This window comes from Streptomyces sp. NPDC059909 (genome assembly GCF_042730885.1).
In the GTDB taxonomy this organism is placed as follows: Bacteria; Actinomycetota; Actinomycetes; order Streptomycetales; family Streptomycetaceae; genus Streptomyces.
Map to the genome: position 1 here is coordinate 43,841 of NZ_JBHWKX010000017.1, position 23,285 is coordinate 67,125.

21 protein-coding genes are annotated in these 23,285 nt (G+C 67.2%); 5 read left to right on the top strand and 16 right to left on the bottom strand.

What is annotated here, in order from left to right; genetic code table 11:
- Window positions 1-31: 31 nt before the first annotated feature.
- Entirely contained in the window at window positions 32-1,216 is a 1,185-nt protein-coding gene (locus ACFV9O_RS14485; RefSeq protein ID WP_385417006.1) for a cytochrome P450, read from the top strand.
- 111 nt (window positions 1,217-1,327) lie between these two features.
- Here ACFV9O_RS14485 and ACFV9O_RS14490 read toward each other — a convergent pair whose 3' ends face one another.
- Window positions 1,328-1,963 (bottom strand): TetR/AcrR family transcriptional regulator, encoded by a 636-nt coding sequence (locus ACFV9O_RS14490; protein WP_385417009.1) that lies wholly within the window; start codon window positions 1,961-1,963, stop codon window positions 1,328-1,330.
- Between the two features lie 337 nt (window positions 1,964-2,300).
- On the opposite strand from ACFV9O_RS14490, the gene ACFV9O_RS14495 reads away from it, so the two are divergent.
- The 3 genes from ACFV9O_RS14495 (at window position 2,301) to ACFV9O_RS14505 (ending at window position 8,253) form a co-directional block, all read left to right on the top strand.
- A complete protein-coding gene (locus ACFV9O_RS14495; protein WP_385417012.1) occupies window positions 2,301-4,769 on the top strand; it encodes a SpoIIE family protein phosphatase in 2,469 nt (822 codons plus the stop codon).
- An 80-nt stretch (window positions 4,770-4,849) separates the two neighbouring features.
- A complete protein-coding gene (locus ACFV9O_RS14500; RefSeq protein WP_385417015.1) occupies window positions 4,850-7,276 on the top strand; it encodes a SpoIIE family protein phosphatase in 2,427 nt (808 codons plus the stop codon).
- A 356-nt stretch (window positions 7,277-7,632) separates the two neighbouring features.
- A complete protein-coding gene (locus tag ACFV9O_RS14505; RefSeq protein ID WP_385417017.1) occupies window positions 7,633-8,253 on the top strand; it encodes an SMI1/KNR4 family protein in 621 nt (206 codons plus the stop codon).
- Window positions 8,254-8,478: 225 nt separating this feature from the next.
- Here the strand turns inward: ACFV9O_RS14505 and ACFV9O_RS14510 are convergent, their stop codons facing one another.
- From ACFV9O_RS14510 to ACFV9O_RS14580, 15 genes are all read right to left on the bottom strand, one after another.
- Window positions 8,479-9,117, bottom strand: coding sequence for an OmpA family protein (locus ACFV9O_RS14510; protein WP_385417167.1), 639 nt, complete (start codon window positions 9,115-9,117; stop codon window positions 8,479-8,481).
- Window positions 9,118-9,140: 23 nt separating this feature from the next.
- Window positions 9,141-9,734 (bottom strand): hypothetical protein, encoded by a 594-nt coding sequence (locus ACFV9O_RS14515; RefSeq protein WP_385417020.1) that lies wholly within the window; start codon window positions 9,732-9,734, stop codon window positions 9,141-9,143.
- Window positions 9,735-9,764: 30 nt separating this feature from the next.
- Window positions 9,765-10,424: a pilus assembly protein TadG-related protein gene (locus ACFV9O_RS14520; RefSeq protein WP_385417022.1), complete on the bottom strand. Its 660-nt coding sequence runs from the start codon at window positions 10,422-10,424 to the stop codon at window positions 9,765-9,767.
- Window positions 10,424-10,645, bottom strand: coding sequence for a hypothetical protein (locus ACFV9O_RS14525; protein WP_385417024.1), 222 nt, complete (start codon window positions 10,643-10,645; stop codon window positions 10,424-10,426). The genes ACFV9O_RS14520 and ACFV9O_RS14525 overlap by 1 nt, the downstream gene beginning before the upstream one ends.
- 242 nt (window positions 10,646-10,887) lie before the next feature.
- Complete coding sequence (locus tag ACFV9O_RS14530) at window positions 10,888-11,973, bottom strand: response regulator (RefSeq protein WP_385417026.1); 1,086 nt, start codon at window positions 11,971-11,973, stop codon at window positions 10,888-10,890.
- Window positions 11,974-12,018: 45 nt separating this feature from the next.
- Window positions 12,019-13,374 (bottom strand): sensor histidine kinase, encoded by a 1,356-nt coding sequence (locus ACFV9O_RS14535; RefSeq protein ID WP_385417029.1) that lies wholly within the window; start codon window positions 13,372-13,374, stop codon window positions 12,019-12,021.
- Window positions 13,375-13,419: 45 nt separating this feature from the next.
- Window positions 13,420-14,304 carry a DUF5936 domain-containing protein gene (locus ACFV9O_RS14540; protein ID WP_385417031.1) on the bottom strand — a complete coding sequence of 295 codons (885 nt, stop codon included), beginning with the start codon at window positions 14,302-14,304 and terminating at the stop codon, window positions 13,420-13,422.
- A gap of 14 nt (window positions 14,305-14,318) precedes the next feature.
- Window positions 14,319-15,257, bottom strand: a complete 939-nt coding sequence (locus ACFV9O_RS14545) for a type II secretion system F family protein (protein WP_385417034.1) — start codon at window positions 15,255-15,257, stop codon at window positions 14,319-14,321.
- Window positions 15,258-15,267: 10 nt separating this feature from the next.
- Window positions 15,268-16,605, bottom strand: coding sequence for a CpaF family protein (locus ACFV9O_RS14550; RefSeq protein ID WP_385417036.1), 1,338 nt, complete (start codon window positions 16,603-16,605; stop codon window positions 15,268-15,270).
- A gap of 33 nt (window positions 16,606-16,638) precedes the next feature.
- Window positions 16,639-17,013 carry a TadE/TadG family type IV pilus assembly protein gene (locus ACFV9O_RS14555; protein WP_385417038.1) on the bottom strand — a complete coding sequence of 125 codons (375 nt, stop codon included), beginning with the start codon at window positions 17,011-17,013 and terminating at the stop codon, window positions 16,639-16,641.
- 3 nt (window positions 17,014-17,016) lie between these two features.
- Window positions 17,017-17,445, bottom strand: a complete 429-nt coding sequence (locus ACFV9O_RS14560; protein WP_385417041.1) for a TadE/TadG family type IV pilus assembly protein — start codon at window positions 17,443-17,445, stop codon at window positions 17,017-17,019.
- Window positions 17,446-17,448: 3 nt separating this feature from the next.
- Window positions 17,449-18,711, bottom strand: a complete 1,263-nt coding sequence (locus ACFV9O_RS14565) for a CpaE family protein (RefSeq protein ID WP_385417044.1) — start codon at window positions 18,709-18,711, stop codon at window positions 17,449-17,451.
- 10 nt (window positions 18,712-18,721) lie between these two features.
- Window positions 18,722-19,426, bottom strand: coding sequence for a Flp pilus assembly protein CpaB (gene cpaB, locus ACFV9O_RS14570; protein ID WP_385417047.1), 705 nt, complete (start codon window positions 19,424-19,426; stop codon window positions 18,722-18,724).
- 77 nt (window positions 19,427-19,503) lie between these two features.
- Window positions 19,504-20,370, bottom strand: coding sequence for a hypothetical protein (locus tag ACFV9O_RS14575; protein ID WP_385417050.1), 867 nt, complete (start codon window positions 20,368-20,370; stop codon window positions 19,504-19,506).
- Between the two features lie 328 nt (window positions 20,371-20,698).
- Window positions 20,699-21,139 (bottom strand): DUF3592 domain-containing protein, encoded by a 441-nt coding sequence (locus ACFV9O_RS14580; protein WP_385417053.1) that lies wholly within the window; start codon window positions 21,137-21,139, stop codon window positions 20,699-20,701.
- A gap of 146 nt (window positions 21,140-21,285) precedes the next feature.
- Here ACFV9O_RS14580 and ACFV9O_RS14585 point away from each other — a divergent pair, with 146 nt between their 5' ends.
- Window positions 21,286-23,274 carry a hypothetical protein gene (locus ACFV9O_RS14585; RefSeq protein ID WP_385417055.1) on the top strand — a complete coding sequence of 663 codons (1,989 nt, stop codon included), beginning with the start codon at window positions 21,286-21,288 and terminating at the stop codon, window positions 23,272-23,274.
- The last annotated feature ends 11 nt before the right edge of the window (window positions 23,275-23,285 follow it).

The window sequence follows — 23,285 nt, forward strand, 5'->3', positions numbered from 1 at the left end:
ACGTCCCGCCTCACCACGAGGAGCCGTACGCATGACCGCCGACACCCTCCTGTCACGGATCACTGACTACGCAAACCGCCCCAACCCCTACCCGCTGTACGCGGAACTCCGCGAGACCGGTCCCGTGGTACGGCAGGCAGACGGCAGCTACCTGGTCGGCAACTACCACGAGATCGCCGCTCTGCTCCACGACCCACGGATGGGTGTCGACCCCCGCACCCGTGGCGAGGTGACACACAAGCCGCCGTTCCTGCTGCTCGACGACCCCGAGCACCACAGGCTGCGCACCCTCGCCATGCGGCCCTTCGGCCCGCCGCACAGCCCGGGCCGGGTCGATGCCATGCGCGGCGAGATCGACCAGAGCACCAAGGAACTGATGGAGCCCTTCGAGGCGGGCCGGCAGATCGACGTCGTCGACGATTTGGCCTACCCGCTGCCCGTCACGGTGATCTGCCGCCTGCTCGGCGTACCGCACGAGGACGAGCCGCTGTTCCGGGCCTGGTCCGACGTTCTGGTCGCAGCCGCCGACGTCAGGCCCGAAGAGGACACCACCGAGACGGACAGGGCGGGCGACCAGGCGCGCATCGAGATGGGCGGGTACCTGGTGAACCTCGCCGAGCAGCGCCGTGGCAAGCCGAGCGACGACATGCTCTCCGCCTTCGTCAACGAGCCGGACCCGGCCCTGCGGCTCAGCCAGGAGGAACTCGCGGAAACCGCCGTGCTGCTGCTCATCGCCGGACACGAGACCACGGTCAACCTGATCGCCAACGGAGTGCTCACCCTGCTGCGCCAACCCGAGCGCCTGGACCAGCTGCGCCGCGACCCCGACCTGCTGCCGCAAGCGGTGGAGGAACTACTGCGCTACGAGCCCCCGGTCCACATGCGCGAGCGCATCCCCCTCGCCGACATCGAGGTCGCCGGCACCACGATCCCCGAAGGCACGCCCGTCGTCCTGGTACTGGCCTCCGGCAACCGCGACCCCAAGCGGTTCCACGAGCCCGACCGGTTCGACCCCACCCGCCCGGACAACCAGCATCTCGGTTTCGGCAGCGGCATCCACCTCTGCTACGGCGCCCCCCTCGCCCGCATCGAAGCTCAGGCCGCACTGGGCGCGCTGCTCCCCCACCTCGGCACGGCACGCCTGGTCCAGGACCCGCCCCCCTACCGCCAGAACGCCATGCTCCGCGGACCCCGCCACCTGCCCATCCAGCTCTGAGGCTGCGGGGCGGCGACAGCAGGCGAGAGACCGGCCACCCCGGACATGACGCAGGCCGCGGGAACCGGTGCGCAGTCGGCGCCGGTCGGCCGGTGCGCGACAGGATCCTCTTCACGCTGCAGTGGGAAGGGGCCGCCGGGCGAGGTCTCGGGCCTCATCCGGGGAGACGCCGAGCATGTGCAGCATCATCTCGGCCATCGTGCCTGCGGCCTGGTCGCTGTCGGCCTCGGGCTGGTTGCACCACAGCTCCAGGAGCGCCAGCAGGCTGCCGTTCAGCACGGTCAGGGCGATCACCGGGTCGACCACGGCGAACCGGCCTGCGGCCATGCCCTGCTCCACGTCGCGCTTCGCGCGCGGAGCCAGTCCGTCGCCGGCGCATATCCGACCGAGCTGGCTGTGGCACAGGATCTGCATGATCTCCGGATATGACTCGGCCATGCGCGCGCTGAGCCGCATGCCCCCGGCGAGGCGCTCGGCGGGATCATCGACGCCGTGCAGGCGTTCGTCGACGGCTTGGGCATACTCCTCCAGCGCATCGGCCACGGCCGCGTCGAACAGGTCCGGCTTGCCCGTGAAGTGGTTGTAGAAGGAGCCGAGGCCCACGTCCGCGCGCTCCGCGATGGCATGAATGCTGGCGCTGGTGCCACCGGACTCGGCCAGGATCTGCCGTGCGGCGCAGACGAGTGCCTGGCGGGTCTCGGCACGACGGCGTTCGAATCGGTTCCTGCGTGGAGCTGGCATCGGCATGCTCCATGAATAAGAGCAGCAGTTCTGATCAATTCATCATTGCATTGCCCGCCTCGGCTGTCCACCCTGGCCCACCCATCCCGACTCCGCGGTTGCGTGACGCGACGGCGTACGAGCGTACGGTCACATCTGGCAATGTGATCCAATTCGGGCGACTTGACGATGAAGCGGTCGTATCTGACTATTTCATCAGAAGTGGACAAAGTCGTCCAAGGTTGGCAGATGTCGCGCCGGTGGCCGCTCAACCGTCGGCGAGGTTGCGCGCTCCATCGCAGATCGGGCCGACGCCGCACATGCCGACGCTGTCTCACACCTTTGCACCGATGGGAAGAACCGGATGACGATGACCGACCGCACGCCACTCGCCGAGCCGGTGAGCCCCCGAGAGATACCCGATGCGGCAATAGCGATGCTCGATGCGGAGGGGACCGTGGTGGGGTGGACGCACGCCGCTGAGCAGCTTGTCGGGTACTCGGCCGGGGAAGTGGTGGGCCGGTCCGCCGCACACGTGGTGCCGCCCGCCGCGGACGCCCCGAGCGCTTCAGCGTTCGCCGAGCAGTGTGCCCAGGATGGCTGGTCCGGCGCCGTGACGGTCCGCCACCGCGACGGGCACGCCATCAAAATGACGCTGCGGATCTCGCTGCTGTGGGGGCAGGACGCCGGCACCCGGTGGCTGGTGTCCGTGACCGACATAGGCACCCTGTCCTCGGGGGCGTCCAACGGAGCTGTGCGGGAGTCGCTCCTGGCCCACGCACCGGTCGGCATCGTCGTCTATGACCCGCAGCTGCGCTGTGCCTGGGTCAACGACGTCATGGAGCGCCACGACGGCACTCCTCGTGAGCGACGGTTCGGGCGCCGCCTGCGGGACTCACTGCCCGCCGTCGAGGCCGAAGCGCTTGAGGTGGTGATGCGGCAGGTGCTGGAGAGCGGCACCACCATGGTCCACGAGTACCGGGCGTGGTCGTCGACGGACCGGCGCCGGGAGCACGCGTACTCGGCCTCGTTCTTCTGCCTCCGTGACGCGGACGGCACGGCACTGGCAGTGTGCTCCATGAGCGTGGACGTCACCGGCAACCGGCGGGCGCGCGAGCGCCTTGCCATCCTCAGCGAAGCCAGCACGCGCATCGGCAGCACCCTCGATGTCATGCAGACCGGGCAGGAACTGGCCGACCTTGCCGTGCCCCTGCTGGTCGACCACGCAGTCGTCGACCTGATGGAGTCGGTTCCGTTCGGCGTGGATCCCTCGGCGGGGACCGGCAAGGCGTACGGCCCCCCACCTGTGCTGCGCCGTGCCGGTCTGGCCTCCATCGACCCGGGTATCCTCAAGTTGCCGTGGGTGCGCCAAGACGTGATCCGCCCCTTCCCGACCTCGCTGTTCGCCACCGCCCTGCGCACGGGCAGGTCTTACCTCGAATCGGTGCTGGACACCGATTCAGGCCCCTGGACCCACCACGACCCGGTGCGGACGCAGAAGCTTCGTGACAGCGGCGTCCACTCTTTGATGGTCGTACCCATCCGTGCGCGGCGCTGTGTGCTGGGACTGGCGGTGTTCGGCCGCTCCGAGGAGCCGACGCCGTTCCAGGAGGACGACCTCCTCCTCGCCGAGGAGCTCGTCACCCGAGCCGCGCTCAGCCTGGACAACGCTCTCCAGTACTCTCGCCAACGCACCGCGGCCCTGACGCTCCAACGCGACCTGCTCCCCCACCATGTGGGAGGCGGCGCCGCCGTCGATGTGGCCTCGCGCTATGTGCCGGCTGACATGGACCACGGCGTGGGGGGCGACTGGTTCGACGTGATCAAGCTGTCCGGCGCCCGGGTGGCCCTCGTCGTCGGAGACGTGGTCGGACACGGCATCAACGCCGCGGCAACGATGGGCCGAATGCGCACCGCCGTCCGCACGCTCGCGGACCTGGAACTGCCTCCCCACGAACTGCTGGCGCACCTTGATGCCACGGTCCGGCGGCTGAACGATGAGAACGAGGAAGACGCCGAAGCCCAGGACACGGCGCCCGCGGTGGTGGGTGCCACCTGCCTGTACGCCGTCTACGACCCTGTCACCCGGCGCTGCTCGCTGGCCCGGGCGGGGCACCCCCCGCCCGCGATCATCGACCCGCAGGGCCATGTCACCTTCCCCGATCTGCCCGCCGGAGCCCCGCTCGGCCTCGGCCTCGGGATGGTCCCCTTCGAGTCCACGGACATGGAACTTCCCGAGGGAAGTGTCCTCGCGCTCTACACCGATGGCCTGGTCGAGTCCCGCGACGACGACCTCGACGTCGGCATGCGCCGCCTGGGTGCCGTCCTGGCAGAGACCGGTGCGTCCTTGGAAGACCTGTGCTCTCAGGTGATCGAGACCTTGCCGACTCAGGCCCCGGCCGACGATGTCACCTTGCTCCTCGCGCGGACTCGCGGACTCGAACCGGCCCAGGTCGCCTCCTGGCAACTGCCGAACGAGCCGACCGCCGTCCGCATCGCCCGGCAGGCAGCCGCCCGTCAGCTCAGCGAATGGGGGCTTGGGCATCTGGTGACCACCGTGGAGCTGGTCGTCAGTGAACTGGTCACCAACGCCGTCCGCTACGGCGACGGGCCGATCCGCCTACGGCTCATCCAGCACCAGGTCTTGACGTGCGAAGTCTCTGACAGCAACCCCAGCCACCCACGCCCCCGTCATCCCCACGTCATCGACGAGAACGGCCGCGGTCTCTCCCTCGTCGCTCAGTTGTCCCGCAGGTGGGGCTCCCGCGCCGCAACCGACGGCAAGGTCGTCTGGGCCGAACAAGACCTGCCCTCCAAAGCCGTTGCGGTGTGACGCGCTGCCGACCGGACGGCCGACGGCCGCCACAGCAGGCCGATCTCTCGGTCCGCAGTCTCTCGTAAAGGAAGCCAGAGATGGATATAGAGAATGTCAAGATCGCCTACTCGGCAGGCGCCTCCCAAGGATCGACGGGCGTCTCCGTTTCCGGTCCCAGCGGCAGGTTGTACGCCTTCGACTGTCTGGCAGCCGCCGTGGTCGACGAGCGAGGCGCGGTGGTGGGGTGGACCGGGACGGCAGAGGAGTTGACGGGGTTCCGCGCCGAGGAGGTCTGCGGCCGCCCCGTGCGGGAACTGGTGGACCTCCCGGACGACCTGCGCGGCGCCACGGAGATGCCGGAATCCGGCCGGGTACGGCTGCGGCACCAGTGCGGCGTCACCATCGATGTCACTTTCCGGACCACAAGGGTGGAGGGCTCGGCGGAGGTCCTCGTCCTGGTGGCACCAACACACCACGTCGCCGACCACGAACAGGGCGCAGCGCTCCTGCGCGCACTGTCCGCACAGAACCGGATCACGATCGCTCTGCACGACACGGATCTCACCACTGTGCAGACGAACGCCACGCCGGACCCTCTCGACGGCCGTCCGGTACAGCCCGGCACTCGGCTGAGCGACGTGCTGTGCGCCGACGACGCCGAGAACCTGGAGGCAGTACTGCACCAGGTGCTCGAGACGGGTGTCCCGGTGGTCCGCAGAACCCAGCAAGTGAGCTGGCGGCACAATTCGGCGCGGCGGCACACGCTTTCGCTGTCCGCCTTTCGTCTGGAGAACGCGCGAGGACGCCCCACGGGGGTCGCAGCCCTGTACATCGACAGCGACGACCTGCGTGCCCGCCGTCATCTGGATCTCGCCCGCGAGGTGGCCGAGCGAGTAGGAGGATCCCTGGATGTCGCGCGCACCGCGCAGGACCTCGCGGACGTTCTCGCACCTGCGTTCGGGGATCTCGCCGCAGTCGACCTTGCGCACTCCGTTTTCGACGGGGAAGAACCATCGAAGCGGCTGAACGGTGGAAACATGGGCAACGCGGCCCTTGCGCCGGCCACCGCGGTGTGGCCGGCCGGCATCAAGCGCGGCCAGCCCATTCCGCCCTTCACCGACCACCCCCTGCTGCGCAGTTTCCGACACGGCGAGACACTCGTCTTCGGCCTTGACGACTTCATCGCCATGGTCGGCGACCCGCAGGTGGTCGAGTATCTCGTCCCGAAGGACGCCCACTCGGCGATGGTGGCACCGTTGCATGCCCGCGGGCTCACGCTCGGCGCCATAACGGCCTGGCGCTGCGGCCGATCCGACCCCTTCACCAAGGACGAGGCGGATCTCATGAAACAGATCGCCTCACGGGGTGCGCTCGCCATCGACAACGCCCGCCGTTACACGCGCGAGCACAGGGCGGCCGTAGCGCTGCAGCAGCTCCTCCTTCCCCCGGCCACGACCGACACTCCGGCAGCCGAGACGGCCAGCGCCTACCTGCCCGCAGGCGGCGGATCCGAAATCAGCGGCGACTGGTACGACGCCATTGCTCTGCCCTCTCTCCGGGTGGCTCTTGTCGCCGGGGACGTCGTCGGCCACGGTATGCCCGCAAGCGCCACCGTGGGCCGCCTGCGCGCCGCCATCCAGACGCTCGCGGACCTGGAACTCGAACCGGACGAGTTGCTCGCCCGGATCGCGGACCTGGTCCAGCGCCTCGCGGCCGAAGCCCCACCCGGCGACCACGACATCATCGGCGGCACATGCCTGTACGCGGTCTACGACCCGGTCACCCGACGATGCGCCATAGCCAGTGCCGGGCACCCGCCCCCCGTCCTGGTACGGCCCGACGGGACCACCGAAGTCGTCGCGATTTCCCCGGGGCCACCCCTCGCCGTCTGTGGCATGCCGTACGAGACCACCATGATCGACCTCGAGCCGGGCAGCGTCCTCGCCCTCTACACCGATGGCCTGGTCGAACAGCGCGACCGCGACATCGACCAAGGCCTGCGGCGCCTGACGGATGCCCTCGCCGCGTCCTGCCGTCCGGATCGCGCTCTGGACGAAACCGGCCGGGCTCTCCTCGCCGACCTGACAGACCGAGCGCCGCGCGACGACGCGACACTGCTCCTGGCCCGCACCCGCGCCGTCCCGGCGGAGAACACCGCTCACTGGGAAATCCCGGCCGATTTTGCCGCCGTCGCCGAGGCCCGGGAATGGACAACCCGCCAACTCACCACGTGGGGGCTGGAGGACCTCCTCTTCACCACCGAACTCATCGTCAGCGAACTGGTCACCAACGCCATCCGCTACGGCCGTGCACCGGCGGAGCTGCGGCTCATCCGCCACGACGTTCTGGTCTGCGAGGTCACCGACTCCAGCAGCACCCAGCCTCGCCTGCGGCGCGCCCGCACCACCGACGAGGGAGGACGCGGCCTGTTCATCATCGCCCAACTCGCCGCGCGCTGGGGCTGCCGCCATGGCCAGAACCGTAAGACGATCTGGTCCGAGCAGCTCATCGAGTGCCCCCGCTGACCGTGTCGAGCGATCTCGACGGTTGTGCCGGGTTTGTGCCCCCGGTCTCGCGCCGACGTCCGGTCTGCGGATCACAGCACGGTCCATGTACGCCGTCCTCATCGTCCTCATCCCCCTGCTCACCGAGCGCGCGGCGCAAGCACTACAGCCGCCGCATGGCCCTCGGAATCGGCGGAGCTGGACAGACCGCCGCACCCTCTACGCGACCCTCGCCCGCTCCTGACCGCGCCGGCCACGATCGCCGCGGCCCTGGAACCTGTCTCCTTGACCGGTCAGTGATTCGTGGCGGGGCTGGTCAGGTCGTGCTCGTACACGGAGACCCTCACTCGGCCGTTCCTGCCACCGTTCAGGTGGGGGTGACCACGTACGGACCCCAGGGGGTCGAGGAGACTTTCTCCTGTACTGCGGTCAACTCCAAGACGGGCATCGGCTCGACGTGCCAGAAGGACCTAGTGGTGGCAACGCTTCCAGAGATCACAGCCCTGTTGGGCGAACCCCGATTCAACTGGTCGGATCCGGCTCCATGGAACGAACTGGAGCAGGAACTCGGTATCGAATTTCCTGCGGACTTCCGTGAGATCGTGGACGCCTACGGTTCGATCGAGATCAACACGCAGTTGTATCTGCAGCACCCCGCCGGCCATCTTCTGCACAGTCTGGGAGAAAACATCAGGGGGGATCTCGAGCTCTGGCGCGAGGAGGACATGGCGGAGTTCCTGCCCAGTCCGGTGGGAGCGGACCCCGGGGAACTGATGCCGGTGGCGACGGCCACGACAGGCGAGGCGGTTTTCCTTCGCGTTCCCGACAACCCCTCGTCGCCCTGGCGCGTCGTGGTCCAGGAGTTCGACAGTCCGGCCTGGACTCTCTACGAGATGACGTTCAGTGACTGGTTGCTGGCTTATCTCAAGGGTAGGGACGTGACGTTGTGTTCTCGCAACTTCGCCCCTGACGGCCCGTTCTACGAATTCCTGCCCTGAAAATGACCGCGGTGGTGTCTCCTGTCCTGGTGACAGGAGACACCACCGCGTGAAGATCCAGCCCGCTGCGCCTGGGGGCCCGGACCGAAGTCCGGACCACCCGAAGGAATGAGAGCGATGGTCTGCAGGTCTCAGAAATCTGGCGATTCTGCCATCGTCTCGCCATCACACCTGAGAATCGCCAGGAAATCTGAGACCCTACAGCCCTTATGCGGAGCGTTAGCTCTAGGCACCTTCGCCGCGCGGGAAGGAGACCTCCACCCGGCGGTTCTTCTTGCGGCCCTCTTCCGTGCTGTTGTCGGCGATCGGGTACTGCTCGCCGTAGCCGCGGATCTCGAAGGTGATCGAGGTCGACCCGAGCTCCTTGTTCAGCACTCCCTGCACAGCGTCCGCGCGCTGCTTGGACAGCACGTCGCCATGTGCGGCAGAACCGAGATTGTCGGTGAAACCGAAGACACGAACCTTCGTGGCGTTCTGCTTCTTGATCTCGGCAGCGATGGCCGCGATGCGGGCATTGGCCGCGGAGCTCAGCTTCGCGCTGTCCTTGCCGAAGAGAACCTCAGCCTGAAGCGCGAACTTCACGTCGGCGTTGGTGTCCTCCCGACGTTCCTCGCCGGCTTCGTCCTCGACGACCGTCTTGATGTCCAGCACCTTCGCCGGGGCCAGGGTGGCGCCATCGGCCAGCTTGAGCCCGGGAGAGTTCCCGTCAACCTCGACCGGCGGCTCGGCGGACGCCTCAGTGCCGGGGGGCACGCTGGGCGACTCATCGGCGTACGCCTCCGCCGAAGCCAGCACATTCATGCCGGCGACCAGAACAACTGCCGCCAGGAATTGGGCAGCAGGGCGCCGTGGCGCGCTCGTCATGCGAGTGTGTGCCATGGGGACGCTCACCCGGAGATCTTCAGCTTGGCGGTGGAAAAGGTCGGGAGAGTGAGATCGACTTCCGTCGTGCTGTCCGGCGGTGCCGGGAACTGCATGAAGACGGGGACGCTCTTCCCAGGCTGGACGGGAGTCAGGCCGGCAGTGCACAGGCAACGGCCGTCCGTGTCTCGCAGGACGTAGTAGCGCTTCTTGCCGGCCAGGTCGACGAGCGTGGCACCAGCAACCGAATTGGGGTTCTTGGACACAACGTCAATCTCGATGCCCGCCCACGCACTCGGGTTCTTGGACGCGCTGCCCTCATTCTTGATGACGCCAGTGACAGTCACGAACCCACCGGATTCACGCTTGACGGAATTCACGGTGAGCAGAACATCGCCCGCGCCCCTGAGCTCGGCGAGCTTCGCATTCGGGTCCACCCTGTCCCCGGCCGCTGTGTCACCGTTCGAGCCGCCGTTTCCGGTCGGCGCGGACGACGACGAATCGCTGCCCGACTCCTTGGGATCGTCCCCCCCACAACCGGCCACGGTCAGGGCCAGGGCGGCCGCCATGACGACCGCTGTTGCCCCCCTTCGGGCCTTGGTGGTGTGCCGAATGCTCATAGCTCTGATTCCTTTGCTCATCGTTCGCTGTCAGTCGACCAGATGTACGGCGAAGAAGACTTCCGCCAGCTCTTCCCAGGGATCCAGATCCAAGGGGTCGAGTTTGAACGAGTCGCGGCCATCGCACTTGAACTCGATCGGCCCCGGCTTGTCCTTCTCCTTGTCCTTGTCGGGATCACCACCGTTGCCCGGTTTGCCCTCCTTGTCCGCGGGCTTCCAGGAGCAGCGGAACTCGACCACCGCGGTCGCCTTGGCGGTCGCGTGCCTCGTCTCCGTGCCTGGGATCACGGAATCTCCCACGGTGTACCGGGTCTTCACCTCTACGGTGACCTCGTCCCGCTTGAAGCCGGAGTCCCACTGGCAGCCACCAGTAACCACGTCGGCGCGGTTCTCTGCGGCGAAGTACTGGGCGCGGTTGCACGGCGCACCCGGGCCGAAGTGGTTGCCCTCGAAGAAGTCGTCCAGTCCGCCGGGCAGCAGGAGTGCCGCGAGGAACCCGGGCCCCATCTGGTCACGGGCTTCCTGGGCGGCCGCGAGCGCGGCGGCGTCCGCAGCACCCTGAGCCCCGTTACGCGTGGCCGATGCCTTGCCGACCGCGAAGAAAGCCAACGCGAGAAAGAGCAGGCCCGCCACCATCATGATGTAGATGGGGAAGGCCTGCCCTCGATCGCTGCGACGAGAAGCCAGCATCAGCCCGCGGTGATGGATCCGACCAGGCCGGTGATGCGCTCCGTGATCGCCGAACCGATGCCCGAGGCCACCATGCCACCGATGATCGCGACGACCACCAGGATGATGCCGAGGTACTCGAAGGCCGTCTGGCCGCGGTCGCTGCGCGCCTTGATCTTGGAGACCGCGGTGTTGGCCCAGCCGTTGACGCGGACGGCGGTCTTCAGGGTGATGTTCGACATGGTGTTCTCCTCCTGGTTCGGCCGACCGCCTGCCGGCCGACGCGTAAGTTTCCGTAGTGCCGATCGCGTTACCGGCTTCCTCCTGGCCGGTGCCGCTTTCGACACGAGAAACGTACGCCGGGACAACCCCTGCACCGGAGGGTCCCAGGGCCCAATCCCGGGCCCAAAGAGAGCTTTGGGCCCTCCCCGTGTCGGTCTGGGCCCCAAGGCCCAGATCCGCCCCCTCCCCGTGAATCCCCCGCTCAGCCATGACTGCCTGTCCCCCTCGTGCCATGGTCAGTACCGAGCCACCTGGCGATGGCCTCGCTGCGGCTCCCGCTGTGCAGCTTGGTGAAGATCCGGTTGATGTGGTTCTTGACGGTCTTCTCACTGATGAAGCAGGTGGCGGCGATCTGCTGATTGCTCATACCAGATGCAATCAGATCCATGACCTCCACCTCCCTCGCGCTAAGACCGAACTCTCCCCTGTTCGGGGCGTTGTTGGAACCTTCTACCATCGAAGACTGTGCCACAGAAGGTTGCAGTTGCGAAAGACCCTGCGGCTGTGGGACGGGTCGCCCGACCGGATGAACCTGGTCCGGAACGGGGCCCGGCGCAGTCGCTCCGTGTCCCTGAACCGCGATCTGCGGATACTCGTCATGGCTGGGTCCCGGATGGGCGACTCCGGTGGTCAACGCAGCACCCAGTCCCTCTGGCAACGGCTGTCCGGGCCCGGCCGCCGGTCCTTGCCGCATGTGTTGCAGCAGCGCGTTCGCCGCCGTGGCCGTGAAGTGGGCCCGGCCGCTCTTGATGTCCCGTACGGCCTGGACGAGCTGGTTCGCGGTGAACTCACCGTGCACCAGGTATCCGCCCGCGCCGAGCCGCAGCGCCTCGTGCACGATCTCGTTCTCGCGGCTGTACGTCAGCATCATCACGGGTGCGACCCGGACCAGGTGCGGCAGGGCGGATATGCCGTCCACACCGGGCATACGGACGTCCAGCAGGACCACGTCGGGCCGGTGCTGCACGGCGGCCTCGTATGCCTGGCGGCCGTCGGCGGCTTCCGCCACGACTTCGATGTCGTCACGACCGGAGAGCAGTACGCCCAGGCCTGCCCGGACCACCGGGTTGTCGTCGGCGACCACGACGCGCAGCGGCGCTGGGGCGGGCATTTCCGGGGCAGCGGGGAAGGCGGGCATCGGTCCGGATGCCGCGGTCTGCTGCGAAACGGGATACCCGGAGGAACTGTGCTCCGAGCTGAGCGGTGTGGCGTGCGAGGACGTGTGCTGGGAGGCGTGATTCTGGTGCGCCCAGTGCTGTCCCGACGCGCGGGAGATGTCGTCCGGCATCGTGCGGCCTCCTCTCTGGGTGTTGGGGGGACTGTGGGGAACGAATCAGTGCATCGGTGATGCGTGGGGAGTGCTGTGCGGTGCCGGCGTGGAAAAGGCGCCCGTGCCGACGGACAGAAGTGCGGCCACGGGGAGTTCGAGACGGACTTCGGTGCCCTTCGCGGCACGGCCCTTGCCGATCCGGATCCGGGCGCCGATGGACGCGGCACGCTCGACCATGCCGACCAGACCGAAATGGCCCGCGCGTCTGAGCTCGTCGAGTGTGGTACCGGCGGGCAGGCCGCGCCCGTCGTCGTACACGCTCACCCGCAGGACGTCGCCGACCACACCTGCCGAGACGTCGACGTAACTGGGTCCGGCGTGCCGGTGAGCGTTCTCCATCGCCTCCGAGGCGATCGTCAGCAGTTGCCGGGCAACGACTTGAGGAATCAGGGGCACAGGACCTTCGCCCAGTTGCCGGAACGTCGCGTTGAGGCCGTGGCGGCGGGTGAAGTCGGCAGTTCGGGCAGCCAGCTCCGAGGTGGCGTCAATACCCCCGTCCAAGCCGGACTCGCGCCGCAGATCGGAGAGGAGCTCCCGTGATTCGGCCGCGGCCCGGCGAGCGGACCGGGCGACGAGCTCGGCCTGGTGTTTGACGGTGAGTGGATCCATGCGATCTGCCGAGCCGGCCAGGCCATCGGCCGCAAGCGCCAGTCCATGAAGCGTCTTTGCGACGGAGTCGTGCATCTCGCGGGCGAGCCGGGATCGTTCGCCCTCAACCGCCTCGTTGACCGCGAGGCGGGCTCGGGTCTCGGTGAGGGCCTGACTCGCGGTGCCGAATCGGAGCAGAAGATTACGCAGGGTAACGCCGACCGCGCCGGCGATGACGCAGAACCCCGGGAGCAGAAGGACCGTGGCATCGCTGGCCTCCAGCTCCTTGTCGGTTCCGTAGACAAGGAAGATGATCGCTGTTTGGAGAGCGGCGAACACCGCCGCGCCGCGCCAGCCGTACACGAGCCCGGCCAGCAGCGGTGTGCACACCGTGACATAGGCGAGTGTCGACTCCGGAGTCCCGGTGATCAGCAGCAAGGCGCCGAAGACAGCGTCAATGGCAAGGAGCCAGGGGTGGCGCAGGAAGAGCGGGCCGAACCGCTCCCAGTCCCGGAAGAGGACGTACGACCCCATGAAGGTGACGAGGATTGCCGCACCAATGAGCCAGGTGGCAAGGCCTGGCGCGGTTCTGTCAATGGCGAACGGCGTCGCGACGGCGATCATCGCGAGCCGGAATCCGAAAACCTGGCGACACATCGCCTGGAGCGCATTGACCTGGATGGCGAGCGCGGGACGTGACTCCGGGTTCGCCGTCGCCTGACGCACCTCTCCCGTCAATCCGCCTTGCACATTGCCTAGTTGAAATGCCATGGCCGACTGTCACCTCCCCCGCTGGTCAGTCTCTTCATCCCCGTGTCAACCGCCCAGGAAGCTGAAGTCGACGTTCGCGCCGTACACAAAGCCCACGGTCAGCAGCACAAGCGTCCCCGGCAGCAGGAAGGTGGTCACGGCGAACGTCGCCTTCGGCACAGCCTTCGCCGCCTTCCTCCGCGCGTTCTGCGCATCCGTTCGCCGCATGTCGTTGGCGATCTGGATGAGCGTGTCGACGATCGGCGCGCCCAGTTCCTCGCCCTGCTGGAGCGTCGTGACGAACATCGCCACCTGCTCCGAGTCGTTGCGCTTGCGGAGCTCCTCGAAGGCCTGTCGGCGGCTGACGCCCATGTCCATCTGGCGCAGGGTGATGCGGAGCTCGTCCGCCCAGGGACCTTCGTACTTCTCGGCGACCCGCTCGAGCGCCTGTCGGAAGCCAAGGCCGGCGGAGACGACGACCGCGAGGACGTCGAGGAAGTCCGGGAGCGTCCGCTCGATGTGCTCCTTGCGGACGCGGATCGCCGACCAGATGCCCACCTCGACCCAGAACAGTCCGAAGGCGATCAGCAGCAGAGTGACGAAGACCTGCCCCCGGACGATGGTCGAGAAGGCCCCGAAGAAGCCCAGCGCACCGTAGACAGCTCGGCGGGCGGCATATCGGTCGATGGTGAGACCGCCCGGGTTACCGGCCAGGTCGATCTGCCGGCGCTTCTTGTTGACGGCCTTGGGGCCCATCATCCGCAGGACCGTAGGGGCCCAGCGCATGCCGAGGCGGTCGATGCCGGACCCCACCGCGCTCGTGCGGCTGGAGCCGATCTCCAGGGCGACGGCGAGGTCGCCGGGCAGTTTGGCATCGGCCCGGTACATCCGGATGCCGTGGATCGCTCCGTACACAGCGAGGCCGAAGACAGCGGCAAGCAGCAGTTCCATGTCCGTCGCTCCCCTCAGACGTCGATACGGGACAGGCGGCGGATCACGATGAACCCGATCGCGTACAGGATGAGCGAGACGATGACGGCACCCTGGCCGATGAACGCGCCGGTCATACGGTCCAGAGCACCGGGCATCACCGCGTTCATCAGGAGCATCGCGCCGAAGCCGAAGACCGGAACCGCGTAGGCGGTGACCGTCACCTGGGACAACTGGGTCTTGACCTCACGCCGGGTCTCCTTGCGCTCCTCCAGCGTCTCGGTGAGGTTGCGGAGCGAGCTGACGACCGTACCGCCGGCCCGGTTGGACAGGACGAGGGTGGTGACGAGGACGACCAGCTCGCGACTGGGCAGGCGCTCGGTCAGCTCGCTCAGGGCGTCGTCGAGCGACTCACCGACGGCGAGCCGGTGCGCAACGCGAGCCAGCTCTTCGCCCGCCGGATCCTCCAGCTCCTCCGCGGCCATGGCGATGGCCGTACGGAGAGCGAGACCGGCCTGCGTGGCGTTGGCCAGGATGCGGGACAGCTCGGGCAACTGGTTGATGAAGCGTTCGGTGCGCTTGGTGCGCTGCCAGTTGAGGAAGGTGTTGGTGCCCCAGAGTCCGATGAGGGCGGCGACCGGTCCGAAGAAGGCGGCCAGGATGGACGAGGCGATCATCCAGAGACCGGCCAGGGCAGCGACCGAGTAGACGAAGAATTCGCCCGGGGTGATCTCGAGACCCGTGGCGGCCAGCTTCAGCTCGATTTTCCGGCCGAGCTGGGTCTTGCGCAGTCGGCGGTCGATGCCGCGGAATCGGCGGTGGCGCCCCACCACGGGTATCTGTCCGGTGTGCGAGAGGCGGTCGACCAGGGATTCGCGCTCGGCCTTCCCCTTGGAGTACGCCTGCAGGCCCATGACGCCGAGCACGCAGCACAGCAGCGTGACGCCGATCGTGAGCAGAGCGAGATTGTCCATCGTGCGGTACCTACTTGGCCTCTCGGGTGGCGAGCTGTTCGTCGGACACGGCGACCCCGAAGGCCTGCGGGATGGGCTGGCTGGCCATGTAGAGGCGCTCGGCGAGACGGCGCGGGAGCGGGAGATACTGGAACTGGCCGTAGATCCGCCCGTCGGCGGCCATCGGCTGGGCGTTGAAGCGGGCGAGTGAGCAGATGCGGTAGGCGTCCCGTCCGTGCGAGTCGAGGAACGCGATCTCGGTGACCTTTCGGGAACCGTCGGCGTGCCTGGTCAGCTGGACGATGACGTCGATGGCGCTGTTGATCTGGTCGTGCAGTGCCTCGAACGGGATTTTGATCTCGGACATCGAGGCCAGTGTCTGAAGACGCATCAGCGCGTCTTCGGCGTTGTTGGCGTGGACGGTCGCGAGTGATCCGTCGTGACCGGTCGACATTGCCTGGAGCATGTCAAGCGATTCGCCGCCACGGACCTCACCCACGACGATGCGGTCGGGCCGCATACGCAGCGAGTTGCGGACCAGGTCGCGAATGGTGATCTGGCCCTTGCCTTCCACGTTGGCCGGGCGCGACTCCAGTCTGATGACGTGCGACTGCTGGAGCTGGAGCTCGGCGGAGTCCTCGATGGTGACGATGCGCTCGTCGTTCGGGATCAGACCGGAGAGCGCATTGAGCAGCGTCGTCTTTCCGGTGCCCGTGGCCCCGGAGACGATGATGTTGAACTTCGCCTGCACAAGACCCGAGAGCAGGACCAGCATCTGCTCGTCGATCGAGCCGAAGCCGATCATCTCCTGGAGCGTGAACGCCCGGGGGAAGCGCCGGATGGTGAGGGTGGCACCGGTCAGCGAGAGCGGCGGGATGATCACGTTGACACGCTCGCCGCTGGGGAGACGGGCGTCGACCATGGGGTTCGCTTCGTCCACGCGTCGGTTGACGGTCGAGACGATGCGCTCGATGGTCTGCATGAGCTGCTCGTGGGAGCCGAAGCGCATGGGCAGCTGTTCCACCTTGCCGCTGCGCTCGACGAAGATCTGGTCCGGTCCGTTCACCATGATTTCGGTGATGGACGCGTCTTCGAGGAGCGGCTCAAGGATGCCGAGACCGAGGGCCTCGTCGACGACCCGTCGGATCAGCTGGGAGCGTTCGACGGTGGAGAGGACCGGGCCCTCACGGCTGATGATGTGACCCAGTACGCGCTCGAGCCGGGCGCGCCGCTCGGCGGCCGCGAGCGAGGACATCTCCGCGAGGTCGATCTCCTCGAGCAGCTTGGCGCGGTAGGTGGCGACCAGGTGGCCGTCTTCCCGCCCCCCGCCGTTCTCCTCGGGGGCGGTGATGCGTGCCCGCAGGCTCATGTGCGTAACTCCTTGGTCGAGCTGGGTGGTTCGTCAGTCGCGGGGCATGGTGGAGCTGCGCTCGGCCCAGCCCCAGTCGTCGATGCCGGGGACGACGGAGGGAACCTTGATCTTTACGGTGTACGTCACCTCGTCGTGGTCCCAGCGCCGTGGATCGACATCCATGTCGTCGGCCAGCCAGTCGCTCACAGAGCGCTTTGCGGCGTCGGCCGGAGTGGCGTCCGGCTCGTCGAAGCTCGCCATACGAGCCGCGGCGCGCGCAGCCGTGCCGGCCTGATTGGCGGTGTACGCGGCCACTCCCAGTTGGATCGCCAGCAGGCCGACGATCAGCATCAGCGGGATGAACCCCATGTACTCAACGGCGACCTGGCCCCGGTCACGGCGCCGTATGCCTGCGATGTCCTTCATGGTTCAGCTCTCCCTCACCGCGGAGGCCTTGCCCTCGACCGTGTACGGGAAGTTGAGGACGCCCGGCACCAGAACGGGTACCTCGAGCTCGACCCTGGCCCGGATGAGGCCGTCGTCGGGGTCGCAGTCCGTCGTCACGTCCTTGGCCCAGGCGTCCGGCAGGTCCTCCTTGGCGGCCTCCCGGCATTCCGCACGCCAGCGGACGCTCTCGGATGTCGCACCCGTCCGGGCGGCAACGTCCGCCGAATTGCTGGCCAAACTGAACGTGTACCCGATCAGCGCGCACTGCCACAGCCCGATCAGCAGCAGAATGATCAGTGGCGTGACGCCCACGAATTCGATCGCGGTCTGGCCCTGGTCCCTGTCACGCCCTCGAGTAAGTCCCGTCGTACTTCGTACAGACCTTGTGAACCGTTCCCCCATGCTCACCATCGGTCAGCGACCCTCCTCCCTCTCGCCACGCCTTCGGCGGCCCCCGATCGAGCCTCGGTCGTTGCGGAACTTACCGCTCTTCTCGGCGCCCTCGGGGATCTTCACAAGACCCAACTCCCCTGCCAGGCCCCACAGTGCTTGCTTCACCACACTCTTGGCCTCCAGTTCATGCATGCGGCCCGCATCGACCGCGCCCTGGAGTTCCTTGAAGTTCGCGGGAACAGCCGTCCCGGCCATCCGCGTCCCAGTGATCTTCTGGATCAGCGGCGGCTGGATCTCGGTGTTGCGGTTGTACCGGTTGACCAATGTCACCGTTTCCTCCGCCTTGCGGATCTGGAGCCGGTCCCACATCCGTACGACACGCTTGGCGCCACGCACCGCCACCACATCCGGAGTCGTGACGAGCAGCGCGATGTCCGCCATTTCGATGGCCGCGGCGTTCGCCCCGTGCATCTGGCTGCCGCAGTCGATGACGACGACCTCGTACCGGGACCGGAGCGCGCTGACGATCTGACGCGCCGCCCGGTCGCTGACCTCCTCGCCGCGCTCGCCCTCGCCCGGCGCGAGCAGCAGCGCCATCCCGGTCGTGTGACTGAACACCGCGTCCGAAAGGACCCGGGGAGAGATGTCCGAGATCGCCGCCAGGTCGACGATCGAACGGCGGAACTGCACATCGAGGTACGAGGCGACGTCGCCGGCCTGAAGGTCCATGTCGACCAGGGCGACATTGCGCCCGGATGCCCGTGCTGCCAAAGCGAGTTGGACCGCCGTGACGGTGGCCCCCACGCCGCCCTTGGCTCCGGTGACCGTGACGACGGTACCTCCGGGGCCGGTGAAGACGTCGCCCCCCGCACCCAGGTGACGGCGTACGCCCACGGACCACTGGGCCGCCGCCTGGACCCGGTTGGCCAGCTCCTCGTAGCTCAGCGGCAGTGCGGCCAGGCCCCGCGCTCCCGAGTCCATCGCGGCCGAGAAGAGGCCGGGGCTCGCGTCGGCGGTGATGAGTACGACCCCGACTGCGGGGAAGCGCAGGGCGACCTCCCGGATCAGCTCCAGCGCCGGCACCGGACCGATCCGCTCGTGCACCAGCACGACCTCGGGCAGCTCGTCGAGCGACTCCCCGGCCAGGCGGGCGAGGGTGTCGATGAGTTGTGTCGAGTCACCGACGGGAGCCGCGGGCTCGGCGTCGGGAAGCTGGCTGAGCAGTGTGGTGACGGACCTGGCCGCGTCGGCGTCGCCGACGGCCGGGAGGATCCTGGTGGTCATCCAATCCTCACTAATCCTTGTCGAGCGTGTAGGTGCGGTCGCTCGGACGGATGGTGGTGTCGCTGCCGGGGCCGATCAGCGCGAGGCGGACGTGCTCCGCGAAGGATTCGGCATAGGCCACTCGCTGGGCGTCCAGCGTGTTGAGCGCGAAGGTGATCGGTACGGCCTCGGTGGCCTGGTTGGCCCTGTCGTCCCGGCCCGGCTCGAGGGCGGTGAGCTTGCCGACGTCCAGGACCTTGGCGTTGGACACGATGACCTTCGACTTGGCCGGGTCGCCCTCGTTCTCGCCGGCGAAGGTCGCGTAGATGTTGACCCGGGAGTCCGGTGTGATCTTGCCGGCGACACCGGTCGCCGCGTCGATCATGATGGCGATCTCCTGCTCACCGGGCTGGAGGGCGGGGCGCTTCACGATCATGTCGCTCTGCAGCAGAGAGCCCTTGTTGAGCCTGGTGACGGCGATCTTGCCGCTGATCTCGGAGATGTCGGTCACGGCGTTGTCCGAGAGCCAGCGCTTGGGCATGGACACCTTCTCGAACTGACCTGCGTTGAGAGCCGTGTAGGGCGGCACGTCGGACTTGATCTGGTACGCCGACACCTCGGGGCCGACCTTCGAGTTCACGTCGCTGATCACTGAGAGCACGCCGACGAACGCGCCGAAGGCACACAGGACCGACAACAGCAGGAGTATGACGCCGCGGCGCTGGCGGGAATTCATGGACCGTACAACCTCGTTCGGGTACGTGGGGCAGAGCGGACAGGGGATGCGCGGAGCGTAGGTCGTGGGGAGGAGAGCTAAGACCGGGGATGTGCAGGCGTCCCTTGGTTCAGGACACCTGTGGCAGGAGATTGGTTCTCGGGCTCGGGGAGAGGCGAGGAGCAGAAACCGCAGCGGTCGCCGATGAGCTCCATCGCGCACCAGTGACACTTGGCGCGCCGTACGGACGCGACCAGCTGGTACAGCACCGAGATGTCGGGCAGGAAGGCGGCGAACTCGACCAGCTTTCCGGTGCCCCACCAACGGGGTGAGTCGGAGGGCAGCGCGGCCTCCTGGAGGCCCTGCACCTGCCACGCCGGGGCGAGGGTCCCGGTCACCCAGTCGGTCTGCAACTGACCTTTCGCCAGCAGCAGTTGGGTACCGAACTCCGGACCGGACAAGGGTGTGGAGTTCTGACCGATCTTCAGGAGCTGGGGAGTCGGTCCCGCCAGCACGGCGAACTGGGATCCCGGTACCCAGGACTTGGCGTGCGACTTCAGGCTCACCGCGACCCGGTCGAGCTTGGTCACGGAGTTGAGGACGGCACCCGCGTAGATGTAATGGGCGAGCAGGCGAGCCGCCGAAGCGACGACCCCGGCGCTGAAGTCGCAGATGGACAACTGCCGTAGCTGCCGGACGAGTACGGCGATCCCCAGCGGCGGCAGGTCGGACTTGAGCAGGGCGATACGGTCGCTCTCCAGCATCGCGCGGACCGCGTACATCCGCTGCTCCAGCGCCGGTGGCACGGAGGACGGGTAGACGACGATCACATGTCCGTGCTGCTCCAGCAGGACATGCATCTCGGTGAGCGCGGCATCCAGCGGCTGCGTGGCCGGCGACTGAAAAACGGCAGCGGTCGGCGTCTGCTGGTCTGTCGGCGGCAGCACCAGGTCAGCACTGGTCACCGCGATGACTGTCGGCACTCTGAGTTCCCCGTCCACTCCGGTCGCCGGTGCCCCGGCGGCCGCAGATCGTTTCCTGCTCAGTGCAGCTGCATCGGGCTGCATCAGCAGCTTATCCGCGTCCTACCGACCGGTGAACACCCTTCCTATTGCCCCCGGGAGACAACTCACACGCCATTCGCCAACAAAACCGGACAGAACGGCCGTACCGGTTGCGAACGTTGAATTATTTTCGTGATCAATTCGAAAGGTGAACATGAAACTATCGGCGAATAACGCGGAGCGAATGCGCAGCCAACTAAGCAGCCGATGACCGGATTTCACGATTCCTTTACAGGGCCACCGTGAGTGCGATCCAGAGCAAGAGTGCCAGGAATCCAGCAGTGGCCACCAGCGCACAACCCGGCACCAGAATCGGCGCCATGTCGTCACGGCCGGCGATCGTGGCGGTGCCGGCCGGGTCCGCGGGGTCGTAGCGGACGATGGCCCGATAGCCACGCGGTGTACCCATGGACGCAGCGTCCTCGACGTACTCGATGCGCCGGCCGTCGTCCGTTTCGAACGCGAAGACGTGATGCCTGTGCGACGTTCCCGAATCGGAACGGGACGGGGTGTCACGCACATCGACGCAGACCCCTTCCGCCTTCGCACCGTGCGCCATCACCCGGCGGATCCGCAGCAGCCGTCGGAGCAGATGCACGAAGAGGAGGCCGAGCCCGACGATCGGGAGGCCGACCAGCGCGGCGAACGACAGCCACTCGGAACCGCTCATGTGCACCTCGTCTCGTCCGGATCACGGTCACGCTTGTCCGGATTCCGGTGGGGTCATGGGCCCAGGGATGGGCCCACGGGCCCAGGACCTGGGACTTCACCCACGTTAACGTGTCGCCCTGCAAGATCCGGCAAGGGGAGGAACAGATGGGCGGCGCAGGCGGCAACTGGACATCAGGAGGGGGGCGTCAGACCTACAGCCCATACGGCTCGACGAGCCGGAGCCGCTCCGGGGCCTTCTTCTCGCTGATGCGGTCCTGGGCCGTGGGGCTCGTGGCGTTCTACGGCAGCGGCTATCTCCTGGGGCTCGCCACCGAGTCTTTTGCCACCGCCGACGCACTCGATTCCTTCGGCATGCGATTTCTGCTGATCTATCTGCCGAATTCCGTCGCCACTCTGCTCGGCGTGCTGGCCGCCGCACGGCTGCACCGCGAGCCGCACCGGGTTTCGCCGGTCCTGCACTTCTTTGCCGCGCTCGGTGTACCGCTCTTCGCGCTCGTCCGAACTCTCCTTTCAGGATGGGGAATCATCGGCATCGAGGGCATGGGCATGCTCCTCGCCACGGTGGTGCTCGGCGGATTCTGCGGGCTGCTCATCGACCGCCTCCTGGAGTCCCGGACGGATACGAACGCGGGTTATTCGTGGGGCGATTCGGGCGCCACAGCGATGGAGTACCTGGGAACGGTCTTGGTCGTCGTGGCCGTGATCGGCGGAATGGCGGCGACCGGCGTCGGCGGGCGTATTGCTGAGCGGCTCAAGGCCCAGATATGCCGACTCACCGGCGGCAGCTGTGAGGTCACGACCGAGGCCGACGGAAAGCCGCTCACTGACGCAGATTTCGAGCCCGGCCTGTGCAACACCCGGAACATCTCGGGCACGGCGGGACACGAAGTCAAGCTCGGCTGGTTCAAGCTGGGCAACGAATACGGTTTCCAGAAGCAGGACTTCAAGAAGCGGGTCATCGGCAAGGACGGCAAGCCGAAGGACGTGCCGCGTTACCGCATCACCTTCTCCGAGGCCGGGAAGCTGGGCGCCTCCTGGAAGCCCAAGTTCGGTATGGAGGCCGGGAAGTTCGACGAGAAGCCGTACGAGGTGGAACTCGAGGGCGGCTTCAAGATGACGAGCGGGGACACGTTCGAGTTCGACAGCGCCAAGGAGCGGGACGCGTTCCTGGAGAAGCTGGATTCGCGCGCCGGCGCCAAGGCGCAGATGCAGTACGGCCGTGACTTCGCGTCAGTGCAGGGTGCGAAGCGTTACATGGAACTCGACGAGGAGATCAACAAGACCGTCAAGGGCAAGAAGATCTCCTACGGCACCGCAGCGGCCGAGGGCACTGCCAACGGCAATCTGGAGCTCTCCTCCGGGGAGTCCGACGATCTCTCCACCAAGCTCGGCGGCAAGATCAAGGCATCTCCCTCGGTGACCCTGACCAGGGACACCATCAACGGCATCGAGGGCACGACGTACACCTTCGAGCTGGAGGGGGGCGGCGACGTCGACCTGAGTGGCGGCGGCTCCGGGGCAAAGAGCGGGATCTCCGGCAAGCGCAGCGCCACGGTCACCGTGAACCGTGACATCAACCACCCTGACAAGCTGCTGTCGATCGTCACGACCCAGACGGTGCAGGGCAAGGGCAGTGGCAAGGTCAGCCGCGACAAGAGCAAGGAAGGCAAGACCGAGAACGAGGACGGCAAGAAAGACAAGGGAAAAGTAAGCGGTAACGTTTCTGCCGATGCCACGCAGACCGAGACGGTCACCAACATCGTGCGGTTCCAGGACGGCAAGGACGGCATGGAGCACGACCGGAAGATCGCCGAGAACTGGCTGAGCGGCAATGGTCAGGGCAAGACCGAGCCATTCACCACGCTCTTCGGGGACACCGCGCCGACCAAGGCGCCGAAGCCCGGTGACAATTTCGAGAACCTGATGTTCAACAAGGGCCGGTCCAGCCGGACCACCTACACCGGTGTCACCAATTCCGCCGAGTTCGGCTTCGAGGTCAACCTTGCTGCGGCCGCGGTCGGCTACAAGGCCACTTTCTCCAAGGAGACCCAGCAGATCGGTGAGGCAGAATTCCTCGGAGCACCACGCGAAGGCAAGCGTGAATACGTCCCCTTCAGCCTCTGCGCACAGTGATGCGGCAGCCG

Excerpts from the sequence above, each read along its gene's own strand:
- ACFV9O_RS14485 (WP_385417006.1), top strand. The coding sequence starts at position 32 with ATGACCGCCGACACCCTCCTGTCACGGATCACTGACTACGCAAACCGC.
- ACFV9O_RS14490 (WP_385417009.1), bottom strand. The coding sequence starts at position 1,963 with ATGCCGATGCCAGCTCCACGCAGGAACCGATTCGAACGCCGTCGTGCC.
- ACFV9O_RS14495 (WP_385417012.1), top strand. The coding sequence starts at position 2,301 with ATGACGATGACCGACCGCACGCCACTCGCCGAGCCGGTGAGCCCCCGA.
- ACFV9O_RS14500 (WP_385417015.1), top strand. The coding sequence starts at position 4,850 with ATGGATATAGAGAATGTCAAGATCGCCTACTCGGCAGGCGCCTCCCAA.
- ACFV9O_RS14510 (WP_385417167.1), bottom strand. The coding sequence starts at position 9,117 with ATGACGAGCGCGCCACGGCGCCCTGCTGCCCAATTCCTGGCGGCAGTT.
- ACFV9O_RS14515 (WP_385417020.1), bottom strand. The coding sequence starts at position 9,734 with ATGAGCATTCGGCACACCACCAAGGCCCGAAGGGGGGCAACAGCGGTC.
- ACFV9O_RS14520 (WP_385417022.1), bottom strand. The coding sequence starts at position 10,424 with ATGCTGGCTTCTCGTCGCAGCGATCGAGGGCAGGCCTTCCCCATCTAC.
- ACFV9O_RS14525 (WP_385417024.1), bottom strand. The coding sequence starts at position 10,645 with ATGTCGAACATCACCCTGAAGACCGCCGTCCGCGTCAACGGCTGGGCC.
- ACFV9O_RS14530 (WP_385417026.1), bottom strand. The coding sequence starts at position 11,973 with ATGCCGGACGACATCTCCCGCGCGTCGGGACAGCACTGGGCGCACCAG.
- ACFV9O_RS14535 (WP_385417029.1), bottom strand. The coding sequence starts at position 13,374 with ATGGCATTTCAACTAGGCAATGTGCAAGGCGGATTGACGGGAGAGGTG.
- ACFV9O_RS14540 (WP_385417031.1), bottom strand. The coding sequence starts at position 14,304 with ATGGAACTGCTGCTTGCCGCTGTCTTCGGCCTCGCTGTGTACGGAGCG.
- ACFV9O_RS14545 (WP_385417034.1), bottom strand. The coding sequence starts at position 15,257 with ATGGACAATCTCGCTCTGCTCACGATCGGCGTCACGCTGCTGTGCTGC.
- ACFV9O_RS14550 (WP_385417036.1), bottom strand. The coding sequence starts at position 16,605 with ATGAGCCTGCGGGCACGCATCACCGCCCCCGAGGAGAACGGCGGGGGG.
- ACFV9O_RS14555 (WP_385417038.1), bottom strand. The coding sequence starts at position 17,013 with ATGAAGGACATCGCAGGCATACGGCGCCGTGACCGGGGCCAGGTCGCC.
- ACFV9O_RS14560 (WP_385417041.1), bottom strand. The coding sequence starts at position 17,445 with ATGGTGAGCATGGGGGAACGGTTCACAAGGTCTGTACGAAGTACGACG.
- ACFV9O_RS14565 (WP_385417044.1), bottom strand. The coding sequence starts at position 18,711 with ATGACCACCAGGATCCTCCCGGCCGTCGGCGACGCCGACGCGGCCAGG.
- cpaB (WP_385417047.1), bottom strand. The coding sequence starts at position 19,426 with ATGAATTCCCGCCAGCGCCGCGGCGTCATACTCCTGCTGTTGTCGGTC.
- ACFV9O_RS14580 (WP_385417053.1), bottom strand. The coding sequence starts at position 21,139 with ATGAGCGGTTCCGAGTGGCTGTCGTTCGCCGCGCTGGTCGGCCTCCCG.
- ACFV9O_RS14585 (WP_385417055.1), top strand. The coding sequence starts at position 21,286 with ATGGGCGGCGCAGGCGGCAACTGGACATCAGGAGGGGGGCGTCAGACC.